This is a genomic window from Sphingoaurantiacus capsulatus (assembly GCF_042648405.1).
GTDB lineage: Bacteria > Pseudomonadota > Alphaproteobacteria > Sphingomonadales > Sphingomonadaceae > Sphingoaurantiacus > Sphingoaurantiacus capsulatus.
On sequence record NZ_JBHRXV010000011.1, the window covers coordinates 485,645 to 507,373 of the forward strand.

Annotated in this window: 23 protein-coding genes; 9 read left to right on the plus strand and 14 right to left on the minus strand. The window is 67.1% G+C overall.

Annotated elements, in window-relative coordinates; genetic code table 11:
* Positions 1-34 precede the first annotated feature (34 nt).
* From ACFOMD_RS14600 to ACFOMD_RS14610, 3 genes are all read right to left on the minus strand, one after another.
* A complete protein-coding gene (locus ACFOMD_RS14600; RefSeq protein ID WP_380862652.1) occupies positions 35-418 on the minus strand; it encodes a type II toxin-antitoxin system VapC family toxin in 384 nt (127 codons plus the stop codon).
* Positions 415-672, minus strand: coding sequence for a type II toxin-antitoxin system Phd/YefM family antitoxin (locus tag ACFOMD_RS14605; protein WP_380862654.1), 258 nt, complete (start codon positions 670-672; stop codon positions 415-417). Before ACFOMD_RS14605 ends, ACFOMD_RS14600 begins: the two co-directional genes overlap by 4 nt.
* Positions 673-742: 70 nt before the next feature.
* Entirely contained in the window at positions 743-1,735 is a 993-nt protein-coding gene (locus ACFOMD_RS14610) for a magnesium transporter CorA family protein (RefSeq protein WP_380862656.1), read from the minus strand.
* Between the two features lie 132 nt (positions 1,736-1,867).
* On the opposite strand from ACFOMD_RS14610, the gene ACFOMD_RS14615 reads away from it, so the two are divergent.
* A complete protein-coding gene (locus ACFOMD_RS14615; RefSeq protein WP_380862658.1) occupies positions 1,868-2,029 on the plus strand; it encodes a hypothetical protein in 162 nt (53 codons plus the stop codon).
* Positions 2,030-2,083: 54 nt separating this feature from the next.
* Positions 2,084-2,698 (plus strand): DUF4142 domain-containing protein, encoded by a 615-nt coding sequence (locus ACFOMD_RS14620; protein WP_380862660.1) that lies wholly within the window; start codon positions 2,084-2,086, stop codon positions 2,696-2,698.
* A 70-nt stretch (positions 2,699-2,768) separates the two neighbouring features.
* On the opposite strand, the gene ACFOMD_RS14625 is transcribed toward ACFOMD_RS14620, so the two are convergent.
* The 3 genes from ACFOMD_RS14625 to ACFOMD_RS14635 form a co-directional block, all read right to left on the minus strand.
* Positions 2,769-2,942, minus strand: coding sequence for a hypothetical protein (locus ACFOMD_RS14625; RefSeq protein WP_380862662.1), 174 nt, complete (start codon positions 2,940-2,942; stop codon positions 2,769-2,771).
* Between the two features lie 93 nt (positions 2,943-3,035).
* Complete coding sequence (locus ACFOMD_RS14630; RefSeq protein ID WP_380862664.1) at positions 3,036-3,269, minus strand: DUF6894 family protein; 234 nt, start codon at positions 3,267-3,269, stop codon at positions 3,036-3,038.
* A 40-nt stretch (positions 3,270-3,309) separates the two neighbouring features.
* Entirely contained in the window at positions 3,310-3,588 is a 279-nt protein-coding gene (locus ACFOMD_RS14635; RefSeq protein WP_380862666.1) for a hypothetical protein, read from the minus strand.
* A gap of 183 nt (positions 3,589-3,771) precedes the next feature.
* On the opposite strand from ACFOMD_RS14635, the gene ACFOMD_RS14640 reads away from it, so the two are divergent.
* Positions 3,772-5,847: a 3-hydroxyacyl-CoA dehydrogenase NAD-binding domain-containing protein gene (locus tag ACFOMD_RS14640; RefSeq protein WP_380862668.1), complete on the plus strand. Its 2,076-nt coding sequence runs from the start codon at positions 3,772-3,774 to the stop codon at positions 5,845-5,847.
* Between the two features lie 136 nt (positions 5,848-5,983).
* Here ACFOMD_RS14640 and ACFOMD_RS14645 read toward each other — a convergent pair whose 3' ends face one another.
* Both ACFOMD_RS14645 and ACFOMD_RS14650 read right to left on the minus strand, forming a co-directional pair.
* Positions 5,984-7,759, minus strand: a complete 1,776-nt coding sequence (locus tag ACFOMD_RS14645; RefSeq protein WP_380862670.1) for an ABC transporter transmembrane domain-containing protein — start codon at positions 7,757-7,759, stop codon at positions 5,984-5,986.
* A gap of 36 nt (positions 7,760-7,795) precedes the next feature.
* Positions 7,796-8,584, minus strand: a complete 789-nt coding sequence (locus ACFOMD_RS14650) for a 3-hydroxybutyrate dehydrogenase (protein WP_380862672.1) — start codon at positions 8,582-8,584, stop codon at positions 7,796-7,798.
* A gap of 177 nt (positions 8,585-8,761) precedes the next feature.
* Between ACFOMD_RS14650 and ACFOMD_RS14655 the strand changes: the two genes are divergently transcribed.
* Positions 8,762-10,000: a polyhydroxyalkanoate depolymerase gene (locus ACFOMD_RS14655; RefSeq protein WP_380862674.1), complete on the plus strand. Its 1,239-nt coding sequence runs from the start codon at positions 8,762-8,764 to the stop codon at positions 9,998-10,000.
* Positions 10,001-10,022: 22 nt separating this feature from the next.
* Here the strand turns inward: ACFOMD_RS14655 and ACFOMD_RS14660 are convergent, their stop codons facing one another.
* The 6 genes from ACFOMD_RS14660 to ACFOMD_RS14685 all read right to left on the minus strand — a co-directional run bounded on the left by ACFOMD_RS14660 (position 10,023) and on the right by ACFOMD_RS14685 (position 15,842).
* The gene (locus ACFOMD_RS14660) at positions 10,023-10,184 is read right to left on the minus strand and encodes a hypothetical protein (protein ID WP_380862676.1); all 162 of its coding nucleotides are present in this window, start codon (positions 10,182-10,184) and stop codon (positions 10,023-10,025) included.
* A 157-nt stretch (positions 10,185-10,341) separates the two neighbouring features.
* Positions 10,342-10,812 carry a winged helix DNA-binding protein gene (locus ACFOMD_RS14665; protein ID WP_380862678.1) on the minus strand — a complete coding sequence of 157 codons (471 nt, stop codon included), beginning with the start codon at positions 10,810-10,812 and terminating at the stop codon, positions 10,342-10,344.
* A 124-nt stretch (positions 10,813-10,936) separates the two neighbouring features.
* On the minus strand, positions 10,937-11,563 hold the full coding sequence (locus tag ACFOMD_RS14670; protein WP_380862680.1) for a glutathione S-transferase family protein: 627 nt from the start codon (positions 11,561-11,563) through the stop codon (positions 10,937-10,939).
* Between the two features lie 178 nt (positions 11,564-11,741).
* A complete protein-coding gene (gene recA, locus ACFOMD_RS14675) occupies positions 11,742-12,767 on the minus strand; it encodes a recombinase RecA (protein WP_380863453.1) in 1,026 nt (341 codons plus the stop codon).
* A gap of 206 nt (positions 12,768-12,973) precedes the next feature.
* The gene (locus ACFOMD_RS14680) at positions 12,974-13,354 is read right to left on the minus strand and encodes a response regulator (protein WP_380862682.1); all 381 of its coding nucleotides are present in this window, start codon (positions 13,352-13,354) and stop codon (positions 12,974-12,976) included.
* 55 nt (positions 13,355-13,409) lie between these two features.
* Positions 13,410-15,842 carry a response regulator gene (locus ACFOMD_RS14685; protein ID WP_380862684.1) on the minus strand — a complete coding sequence of 811 codons (2,433 nt, stop codon included), beginning with the start codon at positions 15,840-15,842 and terminating at the stop codon, positions 13,410-13,412.
* A gap of 206 nt (positions 15,843-16,048) precedes the next feature.
* Here ACFOMD_RS14685 and ACFOMD_RS14690 point away from each other — a divergent pair, with 206 nt between their 5' ends.
* From ACFOMD_RS14690 to ACFOMD_RS14710, 5 genes are all read left to right on the plus strand, one after another.
* Complete coding sequence (locus ACFOMD_RS14690; protein ID WP_380862686.1) at positions 16,049-17,371, plus strand: aminotransferase class V-fold PLP-dependent enzyme; 1,323 nt, start codon at positions 16,049-16,051, stop codon at positions 17,369-17,371.
* Between the two features lie 18 nt (positions 17,372-17,389).
* Positions 17,390-18,736, plus strand: coding sequence for an MFS transporter (locus ACFOMD_RS14695; RefSeq protein ID WP_380862687.1), 1,347 nt, complete (start codon positions 17,390-17,392; stop codon positions 18,734-18,736).
* The gene (gene cysK, locus ACFOMD_RS14700) at positions 18,733-19,656 is read left to right on the plus strand and encodes a cysteine synthase A (RefSeq protein WP_380862689.1); all 924 of its coding nucleotides are present in this window, start codon (positions 18,733-18,735) and stop codon (positions 19,654-19,656) included. The genes ACFOMD_RS14695 and cysK overlap by 4 nt, the downstream gene beginning before the upstream one ends.
* Before the next feature lie 86 nt (positions 19,657-19,742).
* Complete coding sequence (locus tag ACFOMD_RS14705; protein ID WP_380862691.1) at positions 19,743-21,224, plus strand: serine hydrolase domain-containing protein; 1,482 nt, start codon at positions 19,743-19,745, stop codon at positions 21,222-21,224.
* Positions 21,225-21,276: 52 nt separating this feature from the next.
* Complete coding sequence (locus ACFOMD_RS14710) at positions 21,277-21,681, plus strand: endonuclease domain-containing protein (RefSeq protein ID WP_380862693.1); 405 nt, start codon at positions 21,277-21,279, stop codon at positions 21,679-21,681.
* Positions 21,682-21,729: the final 48 nt, after the last annotated feature.

A 21,729-nucleotide genomic window follows, 5' to 3' on the forward strand; every position in this document is an offset into this window, starting at 1 on the left:
TCGGCTCTCTTTGAGGTGCCGGGCCTTTTTGTCGTCAGAGGGCGGGTTCGATGTCCGTCCTTGCGAAATCTTCGCCGACGTAGAGCAACGGGCAGCCATAGGCTGTCGCGACCTCATAGGCGAAGCAGTCACCAAAGTTGAGCGCTGCCGGGTGAACTCCCTTCCCCCACCGCTGGTAAGCCTCAGCGACACGTGAAGCCGAGGCCGGTGTGACGCTGACGACCTCCATGCCGAGTCCTTCGATCAGGCGGCCGATTTCCTCGCCCATACCGCGTCGTGTTGCAACGATCAGCGCCTCGGCGACCGTGCCGGCGGAAATCAGCAGGCGATCCTCGACCTCGAGAACCGCGGCGCACGCGTCGGCTTCCGGCTCGTTCAACAGGATGGCCATCAGCGCCGAGGTATCGATCGCGATCACTCGGGAAGGCCATCCTCGTCGTAGAGGAAGTCCTGACTGCGCGCGGCACCCGATCCGGCGTCGACTTTCGCGCTGACGGCGGCGCGTACCGAAGCGAGCACCGCACGACGCGACGCGGCGTCCACCGCCGGCCTGATCGCGACCAGCCGCGCTGCCGCATGGCCGTGGCGGGTCAGAATGATCTCGTCGCCCGCTTCGGCGCGCCGCACCAGATCGGTCAACTGGCCCTTGGCATCGGTCACGGATATCCGCATGGCGCCGTCTTTCGCTGAAGCTATCGCGTAATTTAGACCATTAGGCGGTCCATTTCAACGGCGGCGCGCGCTACAGCCACCCCTTCCGCTTGAAGAACAGGTACGGCAGCACTGCCGACATCGCCATCATCGCCAGCGCATAGGGGTAGCCGAGCAGCCAGCGCAGCTCGGGCATATGGTCGAAGTTCATGCCGTAGATGCTGGCGACCAGGGTCGGCGGCAGGAAGATCACCGCGGCGACCGAGAAGATCTTGATGATGGCGTTCTGCTCGATGTTGATGAGGCCCAAGGAGGCGTCGAGCATGAAGCTGATGTTGGTCGACAGGAACGCTGAATGCTCGATCAGCGAGGTCACGTCGCGGCCGAGGCCCTTCACATGCTCGCGCAGCTCGCCGTCCTCACGGATGAAGGCGGGCAGCGCGAGGTAGCGCATCAACCGGCCCATCGAATTGAGGCTGTCGCGGGTCTTCGCCAGCAGATCCTGATCGTCGCCGATGCGCAGCATCAGCTCGTGCAGCATCGCGTTCGACATGCGCGCCCGCCGCCGTCCGCCGACCTTGTCGCGGCGGAAGACCGCGCGCGAAGTGCGGTCGATGTCGGCCTGAACCACCTCCAGCGTGTCGGCGAGGCGGTCGACGATGGCGTCGAGCAGGCCGATCAAGGTCATTGGCGCGGTGCCGCACATCATCGGGCTCTGGCCGATATGCGTGGCGAAGCTGCGGAACGGGCGCGGGTCGGCATAGCGCACGGTGACGAGGTGGCGCGGCGCCAGCACGAAGCTCACCGGCGTGCTGACCGGATCGCCGGCGTCGATGCCGCTCATCACATTGGCGGTCAGGAAGACCGAGCCGCCTTCCTGGTAGAAACGGCTTGAGGGCTCGATCTCTGCCATCTCCTCGCGCGTCGGCACCTGGAAGCCGAGCGTGGTCTCGACGAGCACTTCCTCTTCGCGTGTCGGCTCGAACAGATCGATCCACATGGCATCGGGCGACAGCGCCGCGCCCGGCACGGCCGCATCGATCACCGTCTCCTCGCCGATCCCCGGCCGGAATACCCGCAGCACCCGTCACGCCTCCCGCGAACCGTTACGCCCTTGTCGCGATATAATGTGCGGGAGGGAAGCCCGGTTGCTTTGCCCTCCCCGGTCAGAAAGGCTAATAGGATAGCGTCTGTTGCGTCTCCGGGGGGAGTATCCATGGCCCATGACGAAATCCGCGCGCTGGAGAAGCTGCTCGAGCGCATGCGCACCCTCTACACCGAGATGACCGCTTATCATGGCGGGGTGTCGCTGCTGCACCTGGAGGCGGCTGTCGAATCGCTCGAATGCCACCTGCTGCGGCAGCACGAGCCGGCCTGAGCGCGGGAACGGACCTTCAGGCCCAAGGGTTGGAAGCCTCTAAAAGGAGGTTTCATGACCCGTTTTCTGATCCCGATGACCGCGATGCTGGCGCTCGCCGCCTGCGGCGAGGGCGACCGCACCCCTGAGCAGCGCGCCGAGGCGCCGGCCCCCACCGCTGCCGAGATGGGCACCGCGCCGATGGCCGCCGCGCCGATCGCTGCAGCGACGACGGCCGGCGGCTATGCCAGCGCACTGGCGCTCGGCGACCTGTTCGAGATCGAATCGAGCAAGCTGGCGCTCGAAAAATCCAATTCGCCCGAGGTGAAGAAGTTCGCCCAGATGATGGTCGATGCGCATACCAAGAGCGGCGCGGATCTGCGGGCGTCCTATTCGTCGGCCGGCGGCAGCGAGGCGCTTCCCAACATGCTCGATTCGCGCCGCGCCGGCGAGGTCGAGGCGTTGCGCGGCAAGACCGCGCTGGAGTTCGACACCGCCTATCTCGATGCGCAGACCAAGGCGCATGAGGAGGTGGTTAAGCTGCACAAGGATTTCATCAAGGAAGGTGAGACCGGGGCGCTGAAGGCCTTCGCCGCCACGCAGGTGCCGACCGCCGAGGCGCATCTCGCGCTGGTGAAGAAGCTCGACAAGACCGGCGCCGACGAGCCGGCGTCGAACCCGCCGCAGTAAGATAGGCGGTGAAAGAAAAGGGCGACGATCCTGTGGATCGCCGCCCTTTCTCATGTCAGGCGTTAACGCCTCAGCTGGCGTCGGCACTCCGGCGGCCGCGATAGTGTCGGCCGATCAGCAGCGCCGCCGCGCCCGCGGCACCGGCAGCAGCAAGGCCGAGCGCGCGGCGGTTATCGCTCGCGAAGCGGCGCGCGCTGGCATAGGCGTTGCGCGTCGAGCTGTTCGATCGTTTCTGCTTGGCCATGATTTTCTCCTTTACGCTTTGAACAACGGGGAGAAACACGCGCCGGCCTGCCCCGCAGTTCCGGCGGGCGCGACGAAGCGCCCGTGGCCCCCGCTAGTCGGCGACGACGCCCGATGGATCGACCGTTGCGACATGCTGGCCGCCGGCATCGGCGATCTCGATGCGCCAGTCGGTCGGGTCGTCGCCAGGATGCTGCTGAGCCGAAATCCGCGCTGCGGCGCTGGTGATGGCTTCGCGTTTGGCGGCGGCGAGATCGGCGAAGTCGGCGCCTTCGCTGTCGAGCTGAACGCGCGGGCCAAATCTCAGATGGAAATAATATGTCGGCATGGGGCTTAAAGCGCCCGAGCCGGGATGACGTTCCCGCGGCTCAGGCGGCGCGCCAGGTCGCCGGCAGCTGCCGCTCGCGGTGCATCAGCTGCTGGATGGCAGCATCGATGAGGTTCTCGGCCTCGTCGGACAGCGGGCTGACCAGATAATCGCGGATATTGCCGAGCATCTGCATCGCGTTGAGCAGGCGAACCCGCTCGTCGCCGCTCGCCGCCGCCAGCGTCAACTCGCGCGAGAGACTGTCGAGCGACCCCAGGTCCGCGACCGGGAACGGCGCGACATCGACGGGCTTCAGATCGGCGATATTCATATGACGCATTACAGTGCCTCCGCTCGTCGATAAGTCGCTGAACCGCCCTTCCCATGCGAGATCGTAATACTGCGGTAAGTGTTCCCACAGTGTGACGGCCCCCATTTTCGACAGCGGTTTGCGCGGGCGTCGGATCGTGTATCTGTCGCGTCGACGTCTTCGGGCGACACACGCATCTGGGGAGAGAGCGCCATGGGCAATATCAACGCGGCCGCCGACCTGTCGGTCGAAGGCAATATCGGCATCATCACGCTGGACTCGCCGCCGGTGAACGCGCTCGGCGCCGACGTGCGCGACGGCCTCGCCGGCGCGGTCGACAAGGCGGTGGCCGACCCGGCGGTCGAGGCGATCGTGCTGATCTGCGCGGGCCGCACCTTCATCGCCGGTGCCGACATCTCCGAATTCGGCAAGCCGCCCCGCGGCATCGGCCTCCACGAGGTGCAGGCCAAGATCGAGAATGCGCCAAAGCCGGTGGTCGCCGCGATCCACGGCACCGCGCTCGGCGGTGGGCTCGAGGTGGCGCTGACCGCGCACTATCGCGTCGCGGTGCCTTCCGCGAAGCTCGGCCTCCCCGAGGTGAAGCTCGGCCTGCTGCCGGGCGCCGGCGGCACGCAGCGGCTGCCGCGCATCGTGGGCGCGGCGAAGGCGCTCGACATGGTCACCAGCGGCACGCCGATCGGCGCCAAGGCGGCGCTCGAAACCGGCCTCGTCGACGAGCTGGCGCCCGAGGGCGAACTGCGTAGCGCGGCGGTGGCGTTCGCGCAGAAGATCGTCGCCGAAAAGCGGCCGTTGAAGAAGGTGCGCGACCTCGAGGTGAAGGGCGGCAGCCCTGAGCTGTTCGCCGAGTTCCGCAAGGCCAACGCCCGCAAGTTCCGCGGCTTCGAGGCGCCCGAGGCCAATATCAAGTGCATCGAGGCGGCGAGCGGATTACCCTTCGACGAGGGCATGAAGCGCGAGCGCGAGCTGTTCATGGGGCTGATGACCGGCGTGCAGTCGGCGGCGCAGCGCTATGTGTTCTTCGCCGAACGCCAGGCCGCGAAGATTCCGAACCTGCCCGAGGGCACCGCGACGCGGCCGATCAACAAGGTTGGCGTCATTGGCGCCGGCACGATGGGCGGCGGCATCTCGATGAACTTCCTGTCGGCGGGCATCCCGGTGACGATCGTCGAGATGAAGCAGGACGCGCTCGACCGCGGCACCGGCATCATCCGCAAGAATTACGAGAACACGGCGGCCAAGGGAAAGCTCACCGCCGAGGGCGTCGAGCGCAACATGGGCCTGCTCACCGCCTCGATGTCGCTCGACGACCTCGCCGACTGCGACCTCGTCATCGAGGCGGTGTTCGAGCAGATGGATATCAAGAAGGAGGTGTTCGGCAAGCTCGACAGGATCGCCAAGCCGGGCGCGATCCTCGCGTCGAACACCAGCTATCTCAACGTCGACGAGATCGCCGCGGCGACCTCTCGCCCGCAGGACGTGGTCGGCCTGCACTTCTTCTCGCCGGCGAACGTCATGCGGCTGCTGGAAGTGGTGCGCGGCGCCAGGACGGCGCCTGACGTACTGGCGACGGCGATGGAAGTGGCGAAGAAGATCGGCAAGGTCGCCGTCGTCGCCGGCGTCTGCTTCGGCTTCATCGGCAACCGCATGCTCAGCTCACGCCAGCGCGAGGCGAACAAGCTGATCCTCGAAGGCGCGATGCCGTGGGACGTCGATCGCGTGCTCTACGACTTCGGCTTCCCGATGGGGCCGTTCCAGATGGCAGACCTCGCGGGCCTCGACATCGGCTGGTCGAAGGAGAAGTCGAGGGGCGAGACCTTGCGCGACCGGCTCTGCGAGATCGACCGGCGCGGCCAGAAGAACGGGGCTGGCTTCTACGACTATGACGAGAAGCGCAACCGCACCCCGTCGCCGCTCGTCGAGAAGATGATCCTCGACTTCGCCGCCGAGAAGGGCATCGCGCGCCGCGCCATCTCCGACGAGGAGATCGTCGAGCGCTGCATCTACCCGATGATCAACGAGGGCGCGAAAGTCCTCGACGAGGGCATGGCCTATCGCGGGTCGGACATCGATATCGTCTGGATCAACGGCTACGGCTGGCCGGTCTATCGCGGCGGGCCGATGTTCTATGGCGACACCGTGGGCCTGCAGACGGTGCTCGACCGCCTGAACCACTACCGCGCGACGCAGGGCGACGATTTCGCGCCGTCGCCGCTGCTGGAGAAACTCGCGGCGGAGGGCGGGAAGCTCAGCCAGTACGCCGCGAAGTAGTCTTCGGCCTTCGCTTTTTTTCCTATCGTCATCCCCGCGAAGGCGGGGATCCATTACCGCCGACGCTTCGGAAAATGGATCCCCGCCTTCGCGGGGATGACGAGGTAGCGGGTGTCGGAAGGCGTAGCGCGACTGCCTACGCCGCTTCTTCGAACTGCAATCTCGCCAGCCGCGCGTAGAGTCCGCCCTGCGCCATCAGCTGGTCGTGGGTGCCGATCGCGGCGATCTGGCCCTGGTCCATCACCACGATGCGATCAGCGGTGCGCACCGTCGACAGGCGGTGGGCGATGACCAAGGTGGTGCGCCCTTCCATCAGCCGCTCGAGCGCGTCCTGCACCAGCCGCTCGGATTCGGCGTCGAGCGCGCTGGTCGCCTCGTCGAGCAGCAGCACGGGGGCGTCGCGCAGGATGGCGCGGGCAATGGCGAGGCGCTGGCGCTGGCCGCCCGACAGGCGGCCGCCGGCTTCGCCGAGGAAGGTGTGGATGCCGTCGGGCAGCGCGCGCAGGAAGGTTGCTGCATTGGCGGCCTCGGCGGCGGCCCACACTTCGTCCTCGGTCGCGTCGGGGCGGCCGTAGAGGATATTCTCGTAAGCAGAGGTGGCGAACACCACGCTTTCCTGCGGCACCAGCGCGATGCGGCTGCGCAGCTCGCGCGGGTCGGCGTCGGCGAGCGCGACGCCGTCGAGGCGGAGGACGCCCTCCTGCGGGTCGTAGAAGCGCTGGATGAGCTGGAACAGGGTCGACTTGCCGGCGCCCGAGGGGCCGACCACCGCCACCGTCTCGCCCGGCGCGATATCGAGCGTGAAGTCGATCACCGCCTTTGAATCGGGCTTCGACGGGTAGCGGAAGGTGACGTGATCGAAGCCGAGGCGGCCCTGCGCCGGCAGCGGCAGCGGCACCGGATTCGCCGGCGCGGCGATGTCGGGGCGCGCCTGCAGCAGTTCGGCCATGCGGCCGGCGGCGCCGGCGCCGCGCATCACGTCGCCATAGACCTCGGTCAGCGCCCCGAACGCACCGGCGACGATCGCGGCGGTCAGCACGAAGGCGGTGATGGTGCCGCCGGTCATGTCGCCCGAGATGACGTCGCGCGCGCCTTCCCACAGCACCAGCGTGATCGAGGTGAAGATCAGGCCGATCACCACCGCGGTCATGATCGCGCGGGTGAAGATGCGGCGCTTGGCGGCGACAAAGGTGCGTTCGACCGCGCCGGCGAAGCGCTCGCGCTCGCGCGGCTCCTGCGTGAAGGCCTGCACGATGCGGATGGCGCCCAGCACTTCGCTGACCATGGCGCCGACGCCGGCGATGCTGTCCTGGCTGTTGCGCGACAGGTTGCGCACGCGGCGGCCCATGATGCTGATCGGGATGATGGTGAGCGGGATGACCAGCAGCATCAGCCCGGTGAGCTTCGCCGACAAGGTGAACAGATAGACGATGCCGCCGATGCCCATGAAGACGTTGCGCAGCGCGACCGACAGCGAGGTGCCGACCACCTGCTCGATCACCGAGGTGTCGGAGGTGAGCCGCGAGGCGATCTCCGACGGGCGGTTCTCTTCGAAGAAGCTCGGGTCGAGCGTCAGCAGATGCGTCTGCACGGCGCGGCGCAGGTCGGCAACGACGCGCTCGCCCAGCCACGACACGAAGTAGAAGCGCACCGCGGTGGCGAGCGCCAGGACGCCAACGATGCCGAGCATCCCGTAGAAATAGGGCGCGATCGACCCCGCCTGCTCGGCGCCGAAGCCCTGGTCGACGACCAGCTTGAAGGCGCGCGGGATGGCGAGCGTCGCGGTGGCGGCCACGAGCAGCGCCACCAGCGCGGCGGCGATCTGCGCGGGATAGGCGCTGGCGAACTTCCAGACGAGGTGAAGCTTCGACAGGCGCTGCGTCGCAGGCGCTTCGGGAGCGGTTTCGGCCATGGCGGCGGATTAGCAGGCGGCGGCCGGCGGCGATAGTCAGCGCGCCGTCCAGCCCCCGTCCATCGTCAGCGCTGCGCCGGTGATCGAGCGGGCCGCGTCGGAGGCGAGGAAGGCGGCGAAGGCGCCGACCTCGCCGGTTTCCACGAAGCGCTTGGTCGGTTGCACCGCGAGGATGACGTTCCGGATGACGTCCGCCTCGCTCATGTTGTGGACCTTCGCCTGATCGACGACCTGGCCTTCGACCAGCGGCGTGCGGACATAGCCCGGGCAGATGGCGTTGCAGGTGACGCCGGTTTCGGCGAGTTCGAGCGCGACCGACTTGGTGAAGCCGACGACGCCGTGCTTCGCCGCGACATAGGCCGACTTGAACGGCGACGCGACGAGGCCGTGCGCCGAGGCGATGTTGATGATCCGGCCCCAGCCCTTCGCCTTCATCGCGGGTACCGCGACGCGCGTCGTATGGAAGGTGCTGCTCAGCACGATGGCGATCAGCGCGTCCCACTTCTCCGGCGGGAATTCATCGACCGGCGCGACATGCTGGATGCCGACGTTGTTGACGAGAATATCGACGCTGCCGAGCTGCGCGGCGACCTGCTCGACGAAGCCGGCCGCGCCCGCGCCCGTCGACATGTCCGATCCAAGGTGGATGCAGCGCACGCCGTGATCGGCGGCGATCTTCGCGCGCATCGCCTCGATGGCGGCGGCGTCGCCGAAGCCGTTCAGCGCCACGTCGGCGCCGGCGGCGGCGAGCGCCTCGGCAATCGCGAGGCCGATACCGCTGGTCGAACCGGTGACCGCCGCGACTTTTCCGGAGAGCGTACCCATATAATCCCCATGATCAGTTTGGCGCATTCGACTCAACGAAAGCACCGCGCGGGCGTTCTAGACGATGGGTGGCGCTTTGCCATCGACATTCGGCCACGGTGGGTTACGGTGGACAAAAGGCGAAAAGCCAGTCCCAGACCGACGGGGGGAACGCCGGTCCAGAGCGGGGAATAGACGATGTTGTATCAGGCTTATGAGTTTCAGCGGCAGTGGCTGGCCGGCGCCAGCGCGGCCGCGACCCTCGGTGCGAGCTGGCTAACCAATCCGGCGAACCCCTTCTCCTATGTGGCGGCGGGCCCGCTGGTGGCCTCGGCGCTCGACGTGTTCGCGCATGCCTCGGCCACCTACGGTAAGCCGGCGTTCGACCTCGATCACACGATCATCGACGGCAGGCAAGTCACGGTGACCGAGGAGATCGTGCTGAGGAAGCCCTTCGGCCAGCTGAAGCGCTTCGCGCGCGCCACCGACCGGCAGGACCCGAAGGTGCTGATCGTCGCGCCGATGTCGGGGCACTTCGCCACCCTGCTGCGCGGCACCGTCGAGCGCATGCTGCCGGGCCACGACGTCCACATCACCGACTGGCGCGACGCGCGCAACGTGCCGGTGAGCGAGGGGCATTTCGATCTCGACGATTATATCGATTATGTCGTTGAATTCCTGACCGAGATGGGCCCCGGCGCGCATATCATTGCCGTCTGCCAGCCCTCGGTGCCGGTCTATGCCGCCGTGGCGCTGATGTCGGCGCAGAACCACCCCGCCCTTCCCGCGACGCTGACCATGATGGGCGGCCCGGTCGACACGCGCGAGGCGCCGACCGCGGTCAACACGCTCGCCACCAAGCGGCCGTTCGCCTGGTTCGAGCAGAATGTCATCGCGACGGTCCCGATGAACTATGCCGGCGTCAACCGCCGCGTCTATCCGGGCTTCCTGCAGCTCACCGGCTTCATGTCGATGAACCTCGGCAACCACATGATGAGCCATTGGGAGATGTTCAAGCATCTCGTGCAGGGCGACGAAGAGAGCGCCGACGCCACCAAGACCTTCTACGACGAATATCGCGCGGTCTGCGACATGACCGCCGAATTCTACCTGCAGACGATCGACGTGGTGTTTCAGAACCACAAGCTGCCGAAGGGCGAGATGACCCATCGCGGCGTGGCCGTCGATCCGTCGAAGATCAGCAAGGTTGCGCTGATGGCCGTCGAGGGCGAGCGCGACGATATCTCCGGCCTCGGCCAGACGCGGGCAGCGCTTACCCTCGCCACGGGGCTACCCGAGACGAAGAAGCGCTACCTGATGGCGAAGGGCGCCGGCCACTACGGCATCTTCAACGGCCGCAAATGGCGCGAACAGATCGCCCCGGTGGTGGAGAAATTCATCGCCGCGCACGACCGCAAGGCAGCGAAGGACGCCTAGGCGTCCTCGTTAGCCGCGGGCGTCAGCCGTTCGCGCAGGCATCATTGTCATTCTCGCCCATCTGTTCGAGCGCCAGCCCGACAGCGGTTTCGAGATGCGCGGCGATGATCGGGTGATCATGATCGAGCAGGCCCTGGGCCTCGCGGATCAGTTCGATGGCCCGGTCGAGAGACGAGGTGTTCAAGCAGCAACCTTCCGACAGCCGCCCCGCCAGACGGTTGGTTAACTCTAACCTGTGTTAAATCATTGCGCCAATGGCGAGCCCCACTCAAGGGAGCGCGTTTCGGACGCGACAGGACGTCGCTGTAACGATCTATGTTAGTTTTGGGTCCAGCCGATTTTCAGGTCAGGCCGATTCCCGTCATCGCCAGATAGCGTTCCATGCGCGACCAGCCTTCGGCGCTGAGCCGCACGATGACGCGGCGAGAGTCGCGCGGGTCCGGAATACGGTCGACAAGGCCCTGCCGTTCGAGCGTGCCGATCCAGCGCAGCGCGGTGGTCTGCGGCACGGCGGCGGCGATGCAGACGTCGGTGACCGACAGGTCGCGCCGCTCGATGCGGGCGATGGTGAGATCGAGGAGGATGTCCCAGGCCGGGTCAGCGAACAGGCCGGCGGAGAAGCAGATTTCGCGGGCGCGGCGGCGTTTGATGACCTGCCGCAACGCGTCGGGCACGTTGACGAACATCCCGTCCGACGCGCGCACGCTGTTGGCCGGTGGGCCGAGCGCTGCGAGGCTCTCCGCCACCACCTTCAGGATTTGCGACGTCAGCTTTTCCACCTCCTCCAGGGCGGGCAGCTGGCTGTTGCGCATCGAGGCTCCCAACTTTGTTCTTCTCGTTCTTTTTTTGACCCTAACGCAAATAAGCCGCCGAAGGCTCGCCTGTTGCTACTACCGTAGTCTTCCTGTGTGCTTCCGAAACGACCGGCCGAGCCGATCAGCGCGCGAACTGGTAGGCGCCGCCCTTGTCGATGGCGCGGCGATAGGCGGGCCGGGCCTGGATCATTTCGACGAAGGCGGCGAGCTTCGGCCGTGTCGCCGCCCGCCCCTGCGCGATCGCCACTTCGGCGGGGAAGCTCAGCATGATGTCGACCGCCGACAGCGTGTCGAGGACATAGTGGCCCGAGGGACGTAGCACCCGTTCCATATGGTCGAACACCAGGTCGAGCTGGCTTTCGACGCGCGGGTGCAAGGGCGCGCCCGCCTCGCCCAGCCGCCCGACATAGAGGTGGAGCAGCACCGGCAGCATCACCGAGCCTTCGGCGAAATGCATCAATTCGAGATGCTCTGCCCAGGAATCGCTGTCGCGCGCCGGGACCAGCGCGGCGCCGCCGTGCCGCTCGCAGATATACTCGACGATGGCGCCGGACTCGGCGATGACGCGGCCATCGTCCTCGATCAGCGGCGACTTGCCGAGCGGGTGCACGTCGAGCAGCGACGGCGGCGCGAGGTTGGTGACCGCGTCGCGGGCGTGCTGGCGGATCTCGTAGGGAACGCCGAGCTCTTCGAGCAGCCACAGGATGCGCTGCGACCGTGAATTGTTGAGATGATGGACGATGAGCATGGCGAACCTCCCAGGATGGTCTGCCGATCCTTAGCCGAGCCGCATTTCCGTACGACTGGTAAAAGCGTGCGATCAACAAAGAGAAAGGCCCGCCGAGGGGCGGACCTTTCGATCAGGCGGTCGTCAGGGATCGCCAGAGGGAGACCGGTCGCTGGGGGAGCGCCGGTCAGGGGGGGTCTTAAGCGTCGTCCTCGTCGGAGGGGCCGACCAGCATCGCTTCGGACACGCCGGCGGCGTTGTCGCGGATCGACTTCTCCAGCCGGTCGAGCATCGCCGGGTTTTCCTTGAGGAAGGTCTTGGCGTTCTCGCGGCCCTGCCCGATGCGGGTCGAGTCATAGGAGAACCAGGCGCCCGACTTCTCGATCAGGCCGGCCTTGACGCCGAGGTCGAGGATCTCGCCGACCTTCGACACGCCTTCGCCATACATGATGTCGAATTCGACCTGCTTGAACGGCGGCGCCACCTTGTTCTTCACCACCTTGACGCGGGTGGTGTTGCCGACGACCTCGTCGCGGTCCTTGATCGCGCCGGTGCGGCGGATGTCGAGGCGAACCGAGGCGTAGAATTTCAGCGCGTTGCCGCCCGTCGTCGTCTCCGGGTTGCCGTACATCACGCCGATCTTCATGCGCAGCTGGTTGATGAAGATGACGAGGCAGTTGGAGCGGCTGATCGAGCCGGTGAGCTTGCGCAGGCTCTGCGACATCAGCCGGGCCTGCAGGCCGACATGGCTGTCGCCCATCTCGCCCTCGATCTCGGCACGCGGCACGAGGGCGGCGACCGAGTCCACCACCAGCACGTCGATCGCGTTCGAGCGAACCAGCGTATCGACGATCTCGAGCGCCTGCTCGCCGGTGTCCGGCTGCGAGACGATCAGCTCGTCGATGTTGACGCCGAGCTTCTTGGCATAGACCGGGTCGAGCGCATGCTCGGCGTCGATGAATGCGGCGGTGCCGCCGAGCTTCTGGGATTCGGCGATGACGTGAAGCGCCAGCGTGGTCTTGCCCGACGATTCCGGGCCGTAAATCTCGATGACGCGGCCCTTGGGCAAGCCGCCGATGCCGAGCGCGATGTCGAGCCCGAGCGAACCGGTCGAGATGGCCTCGACCTCGATCGCTTCCTTCTGGCCGAGCTTCATCGCCGAGCCCTTGCCGAAAGCGCGGTCGATCTGCGCGAGCGCTGCGTCGAGCGCCTTCTGCTTGTCCATGTCGTCCTTCACCAATCGAAGCGGAGCGGTCACTGTCTCACCCTCTCGTAGCCATGTCGGAGCACGCTTTCAACAGGGGCAACGTACGCAATTTGTTCTTCCGCGACAAGCAAAAAGAACATCGAGAGAACAAACATTCATCTCGCTGATTTATCGCTATTTATTTATCGAACACCGCCGGAACGAAACCGGAATTCGCGAAAAGCTCAGCCCGCCTTTGCCGCCGCCCAGGCCTTGCCGATCGCCGTCTCGACGCCGGCGTAGACATAGGGCTTCTCGAGCACCGTGCAGGCGCTGAACCGCGCCGGCAGGCTCTCCGGGGCAGAACCCGTCGCGAACACGATCGGGACGCCCCGTTCGAGCAGCTTGTCGGCGAGCGGATAGACCGAATCGGCTCCCACATTCACATCAAGGATGGCGATGTCGAAGGCGGCGCTCTCGGCGGCCTTCCATGCCTCGCCCATCGTCGCGGCGGAGCCGGCGAGCGTGCAACCGAGCATATCGAGAATGTCTTCGAGCACCATGCCGATCAGCACTTCGTCCTCGACGACCAGCACCCGGCACCCGTTCAACGCAACGTCCGACATTCATTCCCACCCAGGACCCAACCGGCGCGCACCGTAGAGGAAGCCTGCTCTGCCCTCAAGACGCATCGCGGGCGATGGCGGCGCGCACCGCCTCGCCCAGCTCCTGCACCGAGAAAGGCTTGGGCAGGAAGCCGGCGCCGGGCACGTCGATCGACTTGCGCAGCTGCTCCTCGGCATAGCCCGACATGAAGATGATGCGCAGATTGGGAAACCGCTCGCGGGCGTGGCGGACCAAGGTCGGCCCATCCATCGTCGGCATCACCACGTCGGAGATGAGCAGGTCGACCGGCTCGCCGCGCTTCTCGAGCAGTTCGAGCGCCTCCTCGCCATGCGCGGCAGTCAGCACCTGATAGCCCTTGCGGGTCAGCGCCCGCTCGGCGACGGCGCGCACCGTGCCCTCGTCCTCGACGAGCAGCACCGTGCCCTTGCCCCAGAGGTCGGCGGTCGGCGCTGCCGGTTCGGGCACGGCCGGTGCCTCGTTGACGATCGGCGCCTCCGAATGGACGGGCAGGTAGATGGTGAAGCTCGTGCCCTGCCCCGGCGGGGAATCGGCGAAGATGAAGCCGCCGGTCTGCTTAACGATGCCGTAGACGGTGGAGAGGCCAAGGCCGGTGCCCTTGCCGAATTCCTTGGTGGTGAAGAAGGGCTCGAAGATCTTGGCGATGATGTCAGGCGCGATGCCGGTGCCGGTGTCCTTCACCGCGATCGCCACATAGGGCGCCACCGGCATCATGTCGTGGCCGAGCGATTTCACCTCGGATGGCGGCACCGCATAGGTCGAGATCACCAGTTCGCCGCCCTCGGGCATGGCATCGCGCGCGTTGACCGCGAGGTTGACGATCACTTGTTCGAGCTGCCCCGGATCGGCGCGCACCAGCCCGATGTTGCGGCCATGCTTTACCGACAGCCGCACCGTCTCGCCGAGCAGCCGCTTGAGGAGGTGCGACAGCTCGCCGACCACGTCGGACACCTGGATGATCTGCGGGCGCAAGGTCTGTTGGCGCGAGAAGGCGAGCAGCTGGCGGACGAGGTTGGCCGCGCGGTTGGCGTTCTGGCGGATCTGGTTGATGTCGTCGAAGTCGGAATCGCCCGGCGAATGGCGGAGCAGCATCAGGTCGCAATAGCCGATGACCGCGGTCAGGATATTGTTGAAGTCGTGCGCGACGCCGCCGGCGAGCTGGCCGACCGCCTGCATCTTCGTCGCCTGCGCGATCTGCCGCTCGAGCTTCATCTGCTCGCGGTTGTCCTTCAGCGACAGCACGACTTCCGCCGCGCCGAGGCCCGGTGCGCGCGCGACGGTCAGGATCGTCTGCTCCTCCGGCCGGTTACGCAGGCGGATGCGCAGGTCGCGCGGCTTGCGGTAGCCGCCGGCGGCGCGGCGCACCGCATCGGACACCACCGCCTTGTCCTCGTCGACCACCAGCTCGGTCGGATAGACGACGCGCGAATCCGCCCCTGCTCCCGCCGTCTCGGCGAAAGCGGCGTTCATGAAGTTGAAGCGCCCGTCGCGGTCGGCGAGCGCGAGGCCGAGCGGCAGCGAGCCGAGCAGCGCCGGCACGCTGTCGGGCATCGTTCCCGCGCCGGGCGCCTGCTCCTCGACCAGCAGGAACAGATAGGCGCTGGCCGGCCGGTCGGGCGCGGCCTGCAGCGGCAGCTCGATGATGCGCACCGGCCGCGTCGTCCCATCGGGCATGCGCAGCCGCGACGGCTTGCCGTCGACGAGCACCAGCGTTTCGCTGAGGTCGATCGGCGGCAGGCCATGCGGCCACAGCGCCTGGCGGAACGACCAGTTGGCGGCGAGCGTCGCGCCGGCGCGGTCGGTCATCACCGCCATCAGCCCCGCCGCGCCCATCCAGGCGCCGAATGGCCCTTCGATCAGCCCGACCGTCTCGTCGTGCAGCTTGTCGGCGGCCGAGCGGCGGATCGTCCACAGCAGATGCTCGCCGCCCAGGTCGGCGGGGCGGCAGGCGACGTTCAGCGTGCGCGAGACGCCGTCGATGGTGATGGCGATCTCCGCCTGCGCGCCGCCGTCGCGCCTTGCCTGCGCCGCCACCGTCGACAGCACCGCGCGCTCGGGCGACCCGACCGGGCCGAGATCGAGCGGCGCCGGATAGCCACCGCATTTGATGCCGTACGCCTCATTGGCGCTGACCAGCCGGTCGGCGCCGTCGGTGATCGCCAGCGCGTCGGTGCGGGCGTCGAGGGCGGAGCGCACCAAGGTCCAGTCGACCCGCCCGCTGCCGCCGCGCGCCTTGCCGAGCGAGACGGCGTAAGCGACGGCGGAGCCGGTCATCACCAGCGCGCCGTAGATCAGCATCACCTCCCAGCCGTTCATCGCGAGGCCGACGAATACCGTCGAGGCGAGCCCGAGCAGGATCACGGCGGTGGCGGTAAAGGCGAAGCGGCGTTGCGCGCCCGGCAGGTGTGGCCACTCGATCGGGTCGGGCAGCGCATCGCGCGCGCGCAGGGTTTCGGGCGTGGAGGCCATTGGTTTTGACTGTTCGCGCGCGCGCCGCTGCCGTCAAGCGCCGTCGCGCGAACGCAACAGTGGCGCGCGACAAGCCTCTGCGGCGCGATGGGCAGGCGACGGCATCGCCGCCATCCTCTAAGGAAAGCGTCAACAACTGGTTAGGCATCGGAACAACAGCCGCCGGCCTGCGTCTCGATGGCCGGTGGCAGCGTAGCTCGGGGCATATGACGATCGATCGACGACAATTGCTCGGCGCCGCGGCGCTGGCCGCGGGCGCTGCCGCGCTGGTCTCGTGCACCGGCAAGGACGATGACGCCGGCCTCAAGCGGCTGATGGCAGGTGACGGCGACTGGGCCGATTTCCGCGCGCTGTTCGCCATCGATCCCGAGTGGATCGACATGAGCGCGATGCTGCTCACCTCGCACCCGCAGCCGGTCGCCAACGCCATCGCCAAGTACCGCGAGGCGCTCGACAACAATCCGGCTATCTACCTGCGCGACAACAACGACCGCCTGCAGGAAGGCGCGCGCAGCGCCGCCGGCGCCTATCTCGGCATCGCGGGCGAGAATATCGCGCTGACCGACAGCACCACCCAGTCGGTGGCGCTGGTCTATCGCGGGCTGAAGCTCAAGGCCGGCCAGGACGTGCTGACCACGACGCGCGACTATTATGTCAGCCACGAAGCGCTGCGCGTCGCCGCCGACCGCAGCGGTGCGACCGTTCGCAAGATTCCGCTCTATGAGACGCTCGACGGCATCACCGCCGAGGCGCTGGCCGACAGCGTGATCCGCGAGCTGAAGCCCAACACCCGCGTCGTCGCGATGACCTGGGTGCATTCGAGCACCGGCCTCAAGATGCCGATCGGGCTGATCGGCGAGCGGCTGGCGCGGCACAACGCCGGGCGCGGGCCCGACGACCGCGTGCTGCTCTGCGTCGACGGCGTTCACGGCTTCGGCAACCAGGACGCGACGCTCGACAGTCTTGGCGCCGACTTCCTGATGGCGGGCTGCCACAAATGGCTGTTCGGGCCGCGCGGCACCGGCATCATCGCCGGCCGCGCCGACGCCTGGCCGGCGCTCGACCCGACGATCCCGAGCTTCCTCGACAGCGATGGCTACGGTCGCTGGAAGCGCGACGACCCGCCGGTGCCGACCACCGCGGCGATGGTGACGCCAGGCGGCTTCAAGCCGTTCGAGCATCTCTGGTCGTCGACCGAGGCGTTCAAGCTCCATCAGGCGATCGGCAAGGCGAAGATCGCGGCGCGCACCGCCGAACTGGCGACGCAATTGAAGGAAGGCCTGACCGGCCTCGCCAACGTCAAGCTGCGCACGCCGATGTCGGCCGAGCTGTCGGCGGGCATCGTCTCCTTCGATATCGAGGGCGGCAACCCGTGGGACGTGGTCGAGCATCTGCAGGCGAACAAGATCATCGCCTCGGTCGCGCCCTACCGCACGCCGCACGTCCGCCTGACCCCGAGCATCCGCAACACGCCCGATGAGATCGACAAGGCGCTGGAGATAATCCGCGGCTTCCGCGCGGCGGCGTAGCACCTTAAGAACGGGGCCGTGACGACCGCGGCGCCCACTTCTCCGTTCCAGATTCGCGACTATCGCTTCTTCTGGGCGGCGCGCCTCACCAGCACCATCGCCAGCGTCGGGCTGGTCGTCGTCATCGGCCTCCATGTTTACGACGTCGCGCGCGACAGCGGCATGAGCATCCGCGACGCCGCCTTCTGGCTCGGCATGGTCGGGCTAGCGCAGTTCCTGCCGCTGCTGCTGCTCACCTTGGTCGCCGGCTATGTCGCCGACCGCATCGACCGCCGCTGGATCGTCCGCGCCGCGCTGGCGCTCGAATTCCTCTGCGCCGGGGCGCTCGCGCTCTACGCCTGGGCCGATGCGATGAATCTGCCGGCGCTGTTCGTCGTCGCCGTGATGCTCGGCATCGGGCGCGCCTTCGCCGGTCCCGCCCTCTCCTCCTTCGCGCCCAATATCGTGCCGAAGGCGATGCTGCCTTCCGCGATCGCGCTCAACTCGATCGCCTGGCAGTCGGGCGCCATCGCCGGGCCGGTGGTCGGCGGCGTGCTCTATGCGGCCGATCCGGCGCGGTCCTACGAGGTGTCGGCGCTGCTGCTCGCCGTCGCGTTCGGCGCCTTCATGCTGATCAAGCCGATCCCGCGCGGCAATGCCGGCCAGTCGCACCCGGTGCGCGCGGTGATCGAGGGCCTCGCCTATGTCCGCGCCAACAAGATCGTGCTCGGCGCCATCTCGCTCGACCTGTTCGCTGTGCTCTTGGGCGGCGCGACGGCGATGCTGCCGGTCTACGCGCGCGATGTGCTGCATGTCGGCTCCGAAGGCCTCGGCTATCTGCGCGCCGCCCCCGCCGTCGGCGCGGCGCTGACCGCGCTCTACCTCGCCAAACGGCCGCTCAACCGCCACGTCGGCCACAAGATGTTCGTCTGCGTGGTGCTGTTCGGCCTGTCGACGATGATCTTCGGCGCGTCGAAGGTGATGTGGCTGTCGCTCGGCAGCCTCGTCGTGCTCGGCGCCGCCGACATGATCAGCGTCTATGTCCGCTCCTCGCTCATCCAGCTCCACACCCCCGACGCGATGCGCGGGCGGGTGTCGGCGGTGTCGGGGCTGTTCGTCTCCGCCTCCAACGAGCTTGGCGAGTTCCGCTCGGGCGTGTTCGCCAACTGGATGGGCCCGGTCGAATCGGTGGTGATCGGCGGCGGGCTAGCGGTGATCGTCACCGGCCTCTCCGCCTGGATCTTCCCCGACCTCCGCAAGGCGGATCGCTTCGTCGCGCCCGAGCCAAAGACGATCGCGGAAGCGGGCAACAAAAGCTTCGTTGACGACGGCCTGCCTGCCATGGTCGCTGGGCTCGACCCGAAAGCCGAGAAGGGAAAGACATGAAAGCCAATTCCGTCCTCGAGACGATCGGCAATACGCCGCACATCCGCCTCAACCGCCTGTTTCCAGACCAGGAAGTGTGGGTGAAGTCGGAGCGGACCAACCCCGGCGGTTCGATCAAGGACCGTATCGCGCTGGCGATGATCGAAGCGGCGGAGAAATCCGGCGAGCTGAAGCCCGGCGGCACCATCGTCGAGCCGACCTCGGGCAACACCGGCATCGGCCTTGCGATGGTCGCGGCGGTGAAGGGCTACAAGCTCGTCCTCGTCATGCCCGAATCGATGTCGGTCGAGCGGCGGCGGCTAATGCTGTCCTACGGCGCCAGCTTCGACCTCACCCCGCGCGAGAAGGGCATGAAGGGCGCCATCGAGCGCGCGCTGGAAATCGTGCGCGATACGCCGGGCGCCTGGATGCCGCAGCAGTTCGACAATCCTGCAAACATAGACGTGCATGTCCTTACAACCGCTCAGGAAATCCTCACCGATTTCGCCGACACGCCGCTCGATGCACTGGTCACCGGCGTCGGCACCGGTGGCCACATCACCGGCACCGCGCAGGTGCTGAAGAAGGCGTGGCCGAGCCTCAAGGTGTTCGCGGTCGAACCGACGCTTTCGCCGGTCATTTCGGGCGGCCAGCCCGGCCCGCACCCGATCCAGGGCATCGGCGCCGGCTTCGTGCCGAAGAACCTCCACACCCAGCTGCTCGACGGCGTGATCCAGGTCGCGCCCGACGACGCCAAAGAGTTTGCCCGCCGTGCCGCGCGAGAGGAAGGCCTGCTGGTCGGCATCTCGTCGGGCGCCACGCTCGCCGCGATCAGCCAGAAGCTCGCCGAGCTTCCGGCGGGCAGCCGCGTGCTCGGCTTCAACTACGACACCGGCGAGCGCTATCTGTCGGTCCCCGACTTCCTGCCCACCGAGGGCTGAGAAATCGCCCGCTTCCCAAGGGGAAGAGGGCTTTGCGGCGTGCCCTCCCCGGTCTAGGCTTTGGTCAAGGACCGGGGAGACACATTATGAAGTTGCGCGCCGCCATGCTGGCCTTGCTGCTGTCGACGGGCGCGCACGCTGCGACGCCCGACAAGGCGACGCTGGCCGAGGTCGACAAGATTTTCGCCGACTGGCGGCTGGCTTCGCACGCCCCCGGCGTCGCCTATGGCATCGTCGCCGACGGCAAGCTGGTCCATGTGAAGGGCTTGGGCATTCAGGATACCGAGCGCCAGCGGCCGGTTACCACCGACAGCCTGTTCCGCATCGCCTCGATGTCGAAGGCATTCACCGCACTCGCCATCCTGAAGCTCCGCGACGAGGGCAAGCTGTCGCTCGATGCGCCGGCGGAAAATTACGTGCCCGAGCTGAAGAGCTGGCGTTACCCGACCACCGACAGCCCGAAGATCAGCGTGCGCAACCTGATCACCCACACCGCGGGTTTCGTCGAGGACAACCCCTGGGGCGACCGGCAGCAGGTGATGAGCGAGGCGGAATTCACCGCGCTGCTGAAGGAAGGCGTCGCCTTTTCGCGCGCGCCGGGCCTCGCCATGGAATATTCGAACCTCGGCTACGCGCTGCTCGGCCGGATCATCACCAACGTCTCGGGCATGCCCTATCAGCGCTACATCGGCGACACGATGATGAAGCCGCTCGGCATGAAGTCGACCGGCTACGATATCTTCGCCTCGCCCGCCGACCGCCGCGCCATCGGCTATCGATGGCAGGACAATGGATGGGTGCGCGAGCCCGACATGAAGGACGGCACCTTCGGCGCGATGGGCGGCGTCGAGACCAGTGCCGACGATTTTGCGAAATGGGTGAGATTCCTGCTCGACGCCTGGCCGGCGCGCGACGGCGCCGACAATGGCCCGGTGAAGCGCAGCACGGTGCGCGAAATCGTCACCGGCGACAATTTCGTCAGCGGGTCGATGCGCGCCGCCAACATCGGCGGCAACGCCTGCCGGCAGGCCAGCACCTATGCGATGGGCTGGACGGTTTCCGACGATTGCGACCTCGGCCGCGTCGTGCGCCACACCGGCGGCTACCCCGGCTATGGCTCGGTGGTGCTGCTGCTTCCCGACAAGGGCGTCGGCGTGTTCGCTTTCTCCAGCCGCACCTATGGCGGCGCCTCCCTCCCCGCCATGCGCGCCGCGCTGGCGCTCAACAAGGCCGGCGCGCTGACCGATCGCGATACGCCGGTCAGCAGCGGCCTCACCGCCGCCTACGACGCCGCAAAGGCGGTATGGAAGGCCGGCGACATCAACGCCGCCCCGCTCGGCAACAACATGCTGCTCGATCTCGACGCGGCACGCTGGAAGAAGGCGATCGCCGACGTGAAGGCGCAGGTCGGCACCTGCAAGACCGACGCTCCCATCCGCCCCATCTCGGCGATGGAGGGCCGCTTCACCTGGACCTGCGACACGGGCCGCATCTCGGGGCGCGTCCAGCGCTCGCCGAAGCAGGCGATGGAAATCCAGGCGCTGGAGTTCACGCCGGCGGCGCCCTGACTTCTAAAGCCCTCTCCCCGCCGGGGAGAGGGTTGGGTGAGGGGCACCGTCCATGCCGACCCGCGACGCTCTCCTAACCAGCCGCGCCCGCTCTCTTCGGGAGCAGGCGACAGGTGTGGAGCATAAGCTGTGGGCGAAGCTGCGCGCGCGGCAGCTGATGGGCGCCAAATTCGTGCGGCAATTTCCGGCGGCGGGTTACATCGCCGACTTCGCGTGTCGCGAGCACATGCTGATCGTCGAGCTCGACGGCAGCCAGCACTTCGAAAGTGCGTATGATGACGTGCGGACCAAGGCGTTGGAAGCGCAGAGTTATACCGTACTGCGGTTCTGGAATCGCGACGTGATCGACAATCTGGAGGGTGTAATAGGCGCGATCGAGGCCGCGTTGTTGCTGGCCGTTCAGCGCTGGGAAGAGCGGCATAAAGCCGGGATCGGAGAGCGTGCGGCGGACGACTAGCTCGCTACCGCTCGCTCCCCTCACCCAACCCTCTCCCCAGCGGGGAGA

What these genes read in the sequence shown, in the direction of transcription:
- ACFOMD_RS14665 (WP_380862678.1), bottom strand. Translation starts at nt 10,812, where the DNA reads ATGCGCAACAGCCAGCTGCCCGCCCTGGAGGAGGTGGAAAAGCTGACG.
- ACFOMD_RS14650 (WP_380862672.1), bottom strand. Translation starts at nt 8,584, where the DNA reads ATGGGTACGCTCTCCGGAAAAGTCGCGGCGGTCACCGGTTCGACCAGC.
- ACFOMD_RS14690 (WP_380862686.1), top strand. Translation starts at nt 16,049, where the DNA reads ATGACGATCGATCGACGACAATTGCTCGGCGCCGCGGCGCTGGCCGCG.
- ACFOMD_RS14710 (WP_380862693.1), top strand. Translation starts at nt 21,277, where the DNA reads ATGCCGACCCGCGACGCTCTCCTAACCAGCCGCGCCCGCTCTCTTCGG.
- ACFOMD_RS14635 (WP_380862666.1), bottom strand. Translation starts at nt 3,588, where the DNA reads ATGCGTCATATGAATATCGCCGATCTGAAGCCCGTCGATGTCGCGCCG.
- ACFOMD_RS14640 (WP_380862668.1), top strand. Translation starts at nt 3,772, where the DNA reads ATGGGCAATATCAACGCGGCCGCCGACCTGTCGGTCGAAGGCAATATC.
- ACFOMD_RS14705 (WP_380862691.1), top strand. Translation starts at nt 19,743, where the DNA reads ATGAAGTTGCGCGCCGCCATGCTGGCCTTGCTGCTGTCGACGGGCGCG.
- recA (WP_380863453.1), bottom strand. Translation starts at nt 12,767, where the DNA reads ATGGACAAGCAGAAGGCGCTCGACGCAGCGCTCGCGCAGATCGACCGC.
- ACFOMD_RS14685 (WP_380862684.1), bottom strand. Translation starts at nt 15,842, where the DNA reads ATGGCCTCCACGCCCGAAACCCTGCGCGCGCGCGATGCGCTGCCCGAC.
- ACFOMD_RS14645 (WP_380862670.1), bottom strand. Translation starts at nt 7,759, where the DNA reads ATGGCCGAAACCGCTCCCGAAGCGCCTGCGACGCAGCGCCTGTCGAAG.
- ACFOMD_RS14680 (WP_380862682.1), bottom strand. Translation starts at nt 13,354, where the DNA reads ATGTCGGACGTTGCGTTGAACGGGTGCCGGGTGCTGGTCGTCGAGGAC.
- cysK (WP_380862689.1), top strand. Translation starts at nt 18,733, where the DNA reads ATGAAAGCCAATTCCGTCCTCGAGACGATCGGCAATACGCCGCACATC.
- ACFOMD_RS14630 (WP_380862664.1), bottom strand. Translation starts at nt 3,269, where the DNA reads ATGCCGACATATTATTTCCATCTGAGATTTGGCCCGCGCGTTCAGCTC.
- ACFOMD_RS14620 (WP_380862660.1), top strand. Translation starts at nt 2,084, where the DNA reads ATGACCCGTTTTCTGATCCCGATGACCGCGATGCTGGCGCTCGCCGCC.
- ACFOMD_RS14655 (WP_380862674.1), top strand. Translation starts at nt 8,762, where the DNA reads ATGTTGTATCAGGCTTATGAGTTTCAGCGGCAGTGGCTGGCCGGCGCC.
- ACFOMD_RS14615 (WP_380862658.1), top strand. Translation starts at nt 1,868, where the DNA reads ATGGCCCATGACGAAATCCGCGCGCTGGAGAAGCTGCTCGAGCGCATG.
- ACFOMD_RS14625 (WP_380862662.1), bottom strand. Translation starts at nt 2,942, where the DNA reads ATGGCCAAGCAGAAACGATCGAACAGCTCGACGCGCAACGCCTATGCC.
- ACFOMD_RS14670 (WP_380862680.1), bottom strand. Translation starts at nt 11,563, where the DNA reads ATGCTCATCGTCCATCATCTCAACAATTCACGGTCGCAGCGCATCCTG.
- ACFOMD_RS14605 (WP_380862654.1), bottom strand. Translation starts at nt 672, where the DNA reads ATGCGGATATCCGTGACCGATGCCAAGGGCCAGTTGACCGATCTGGTG.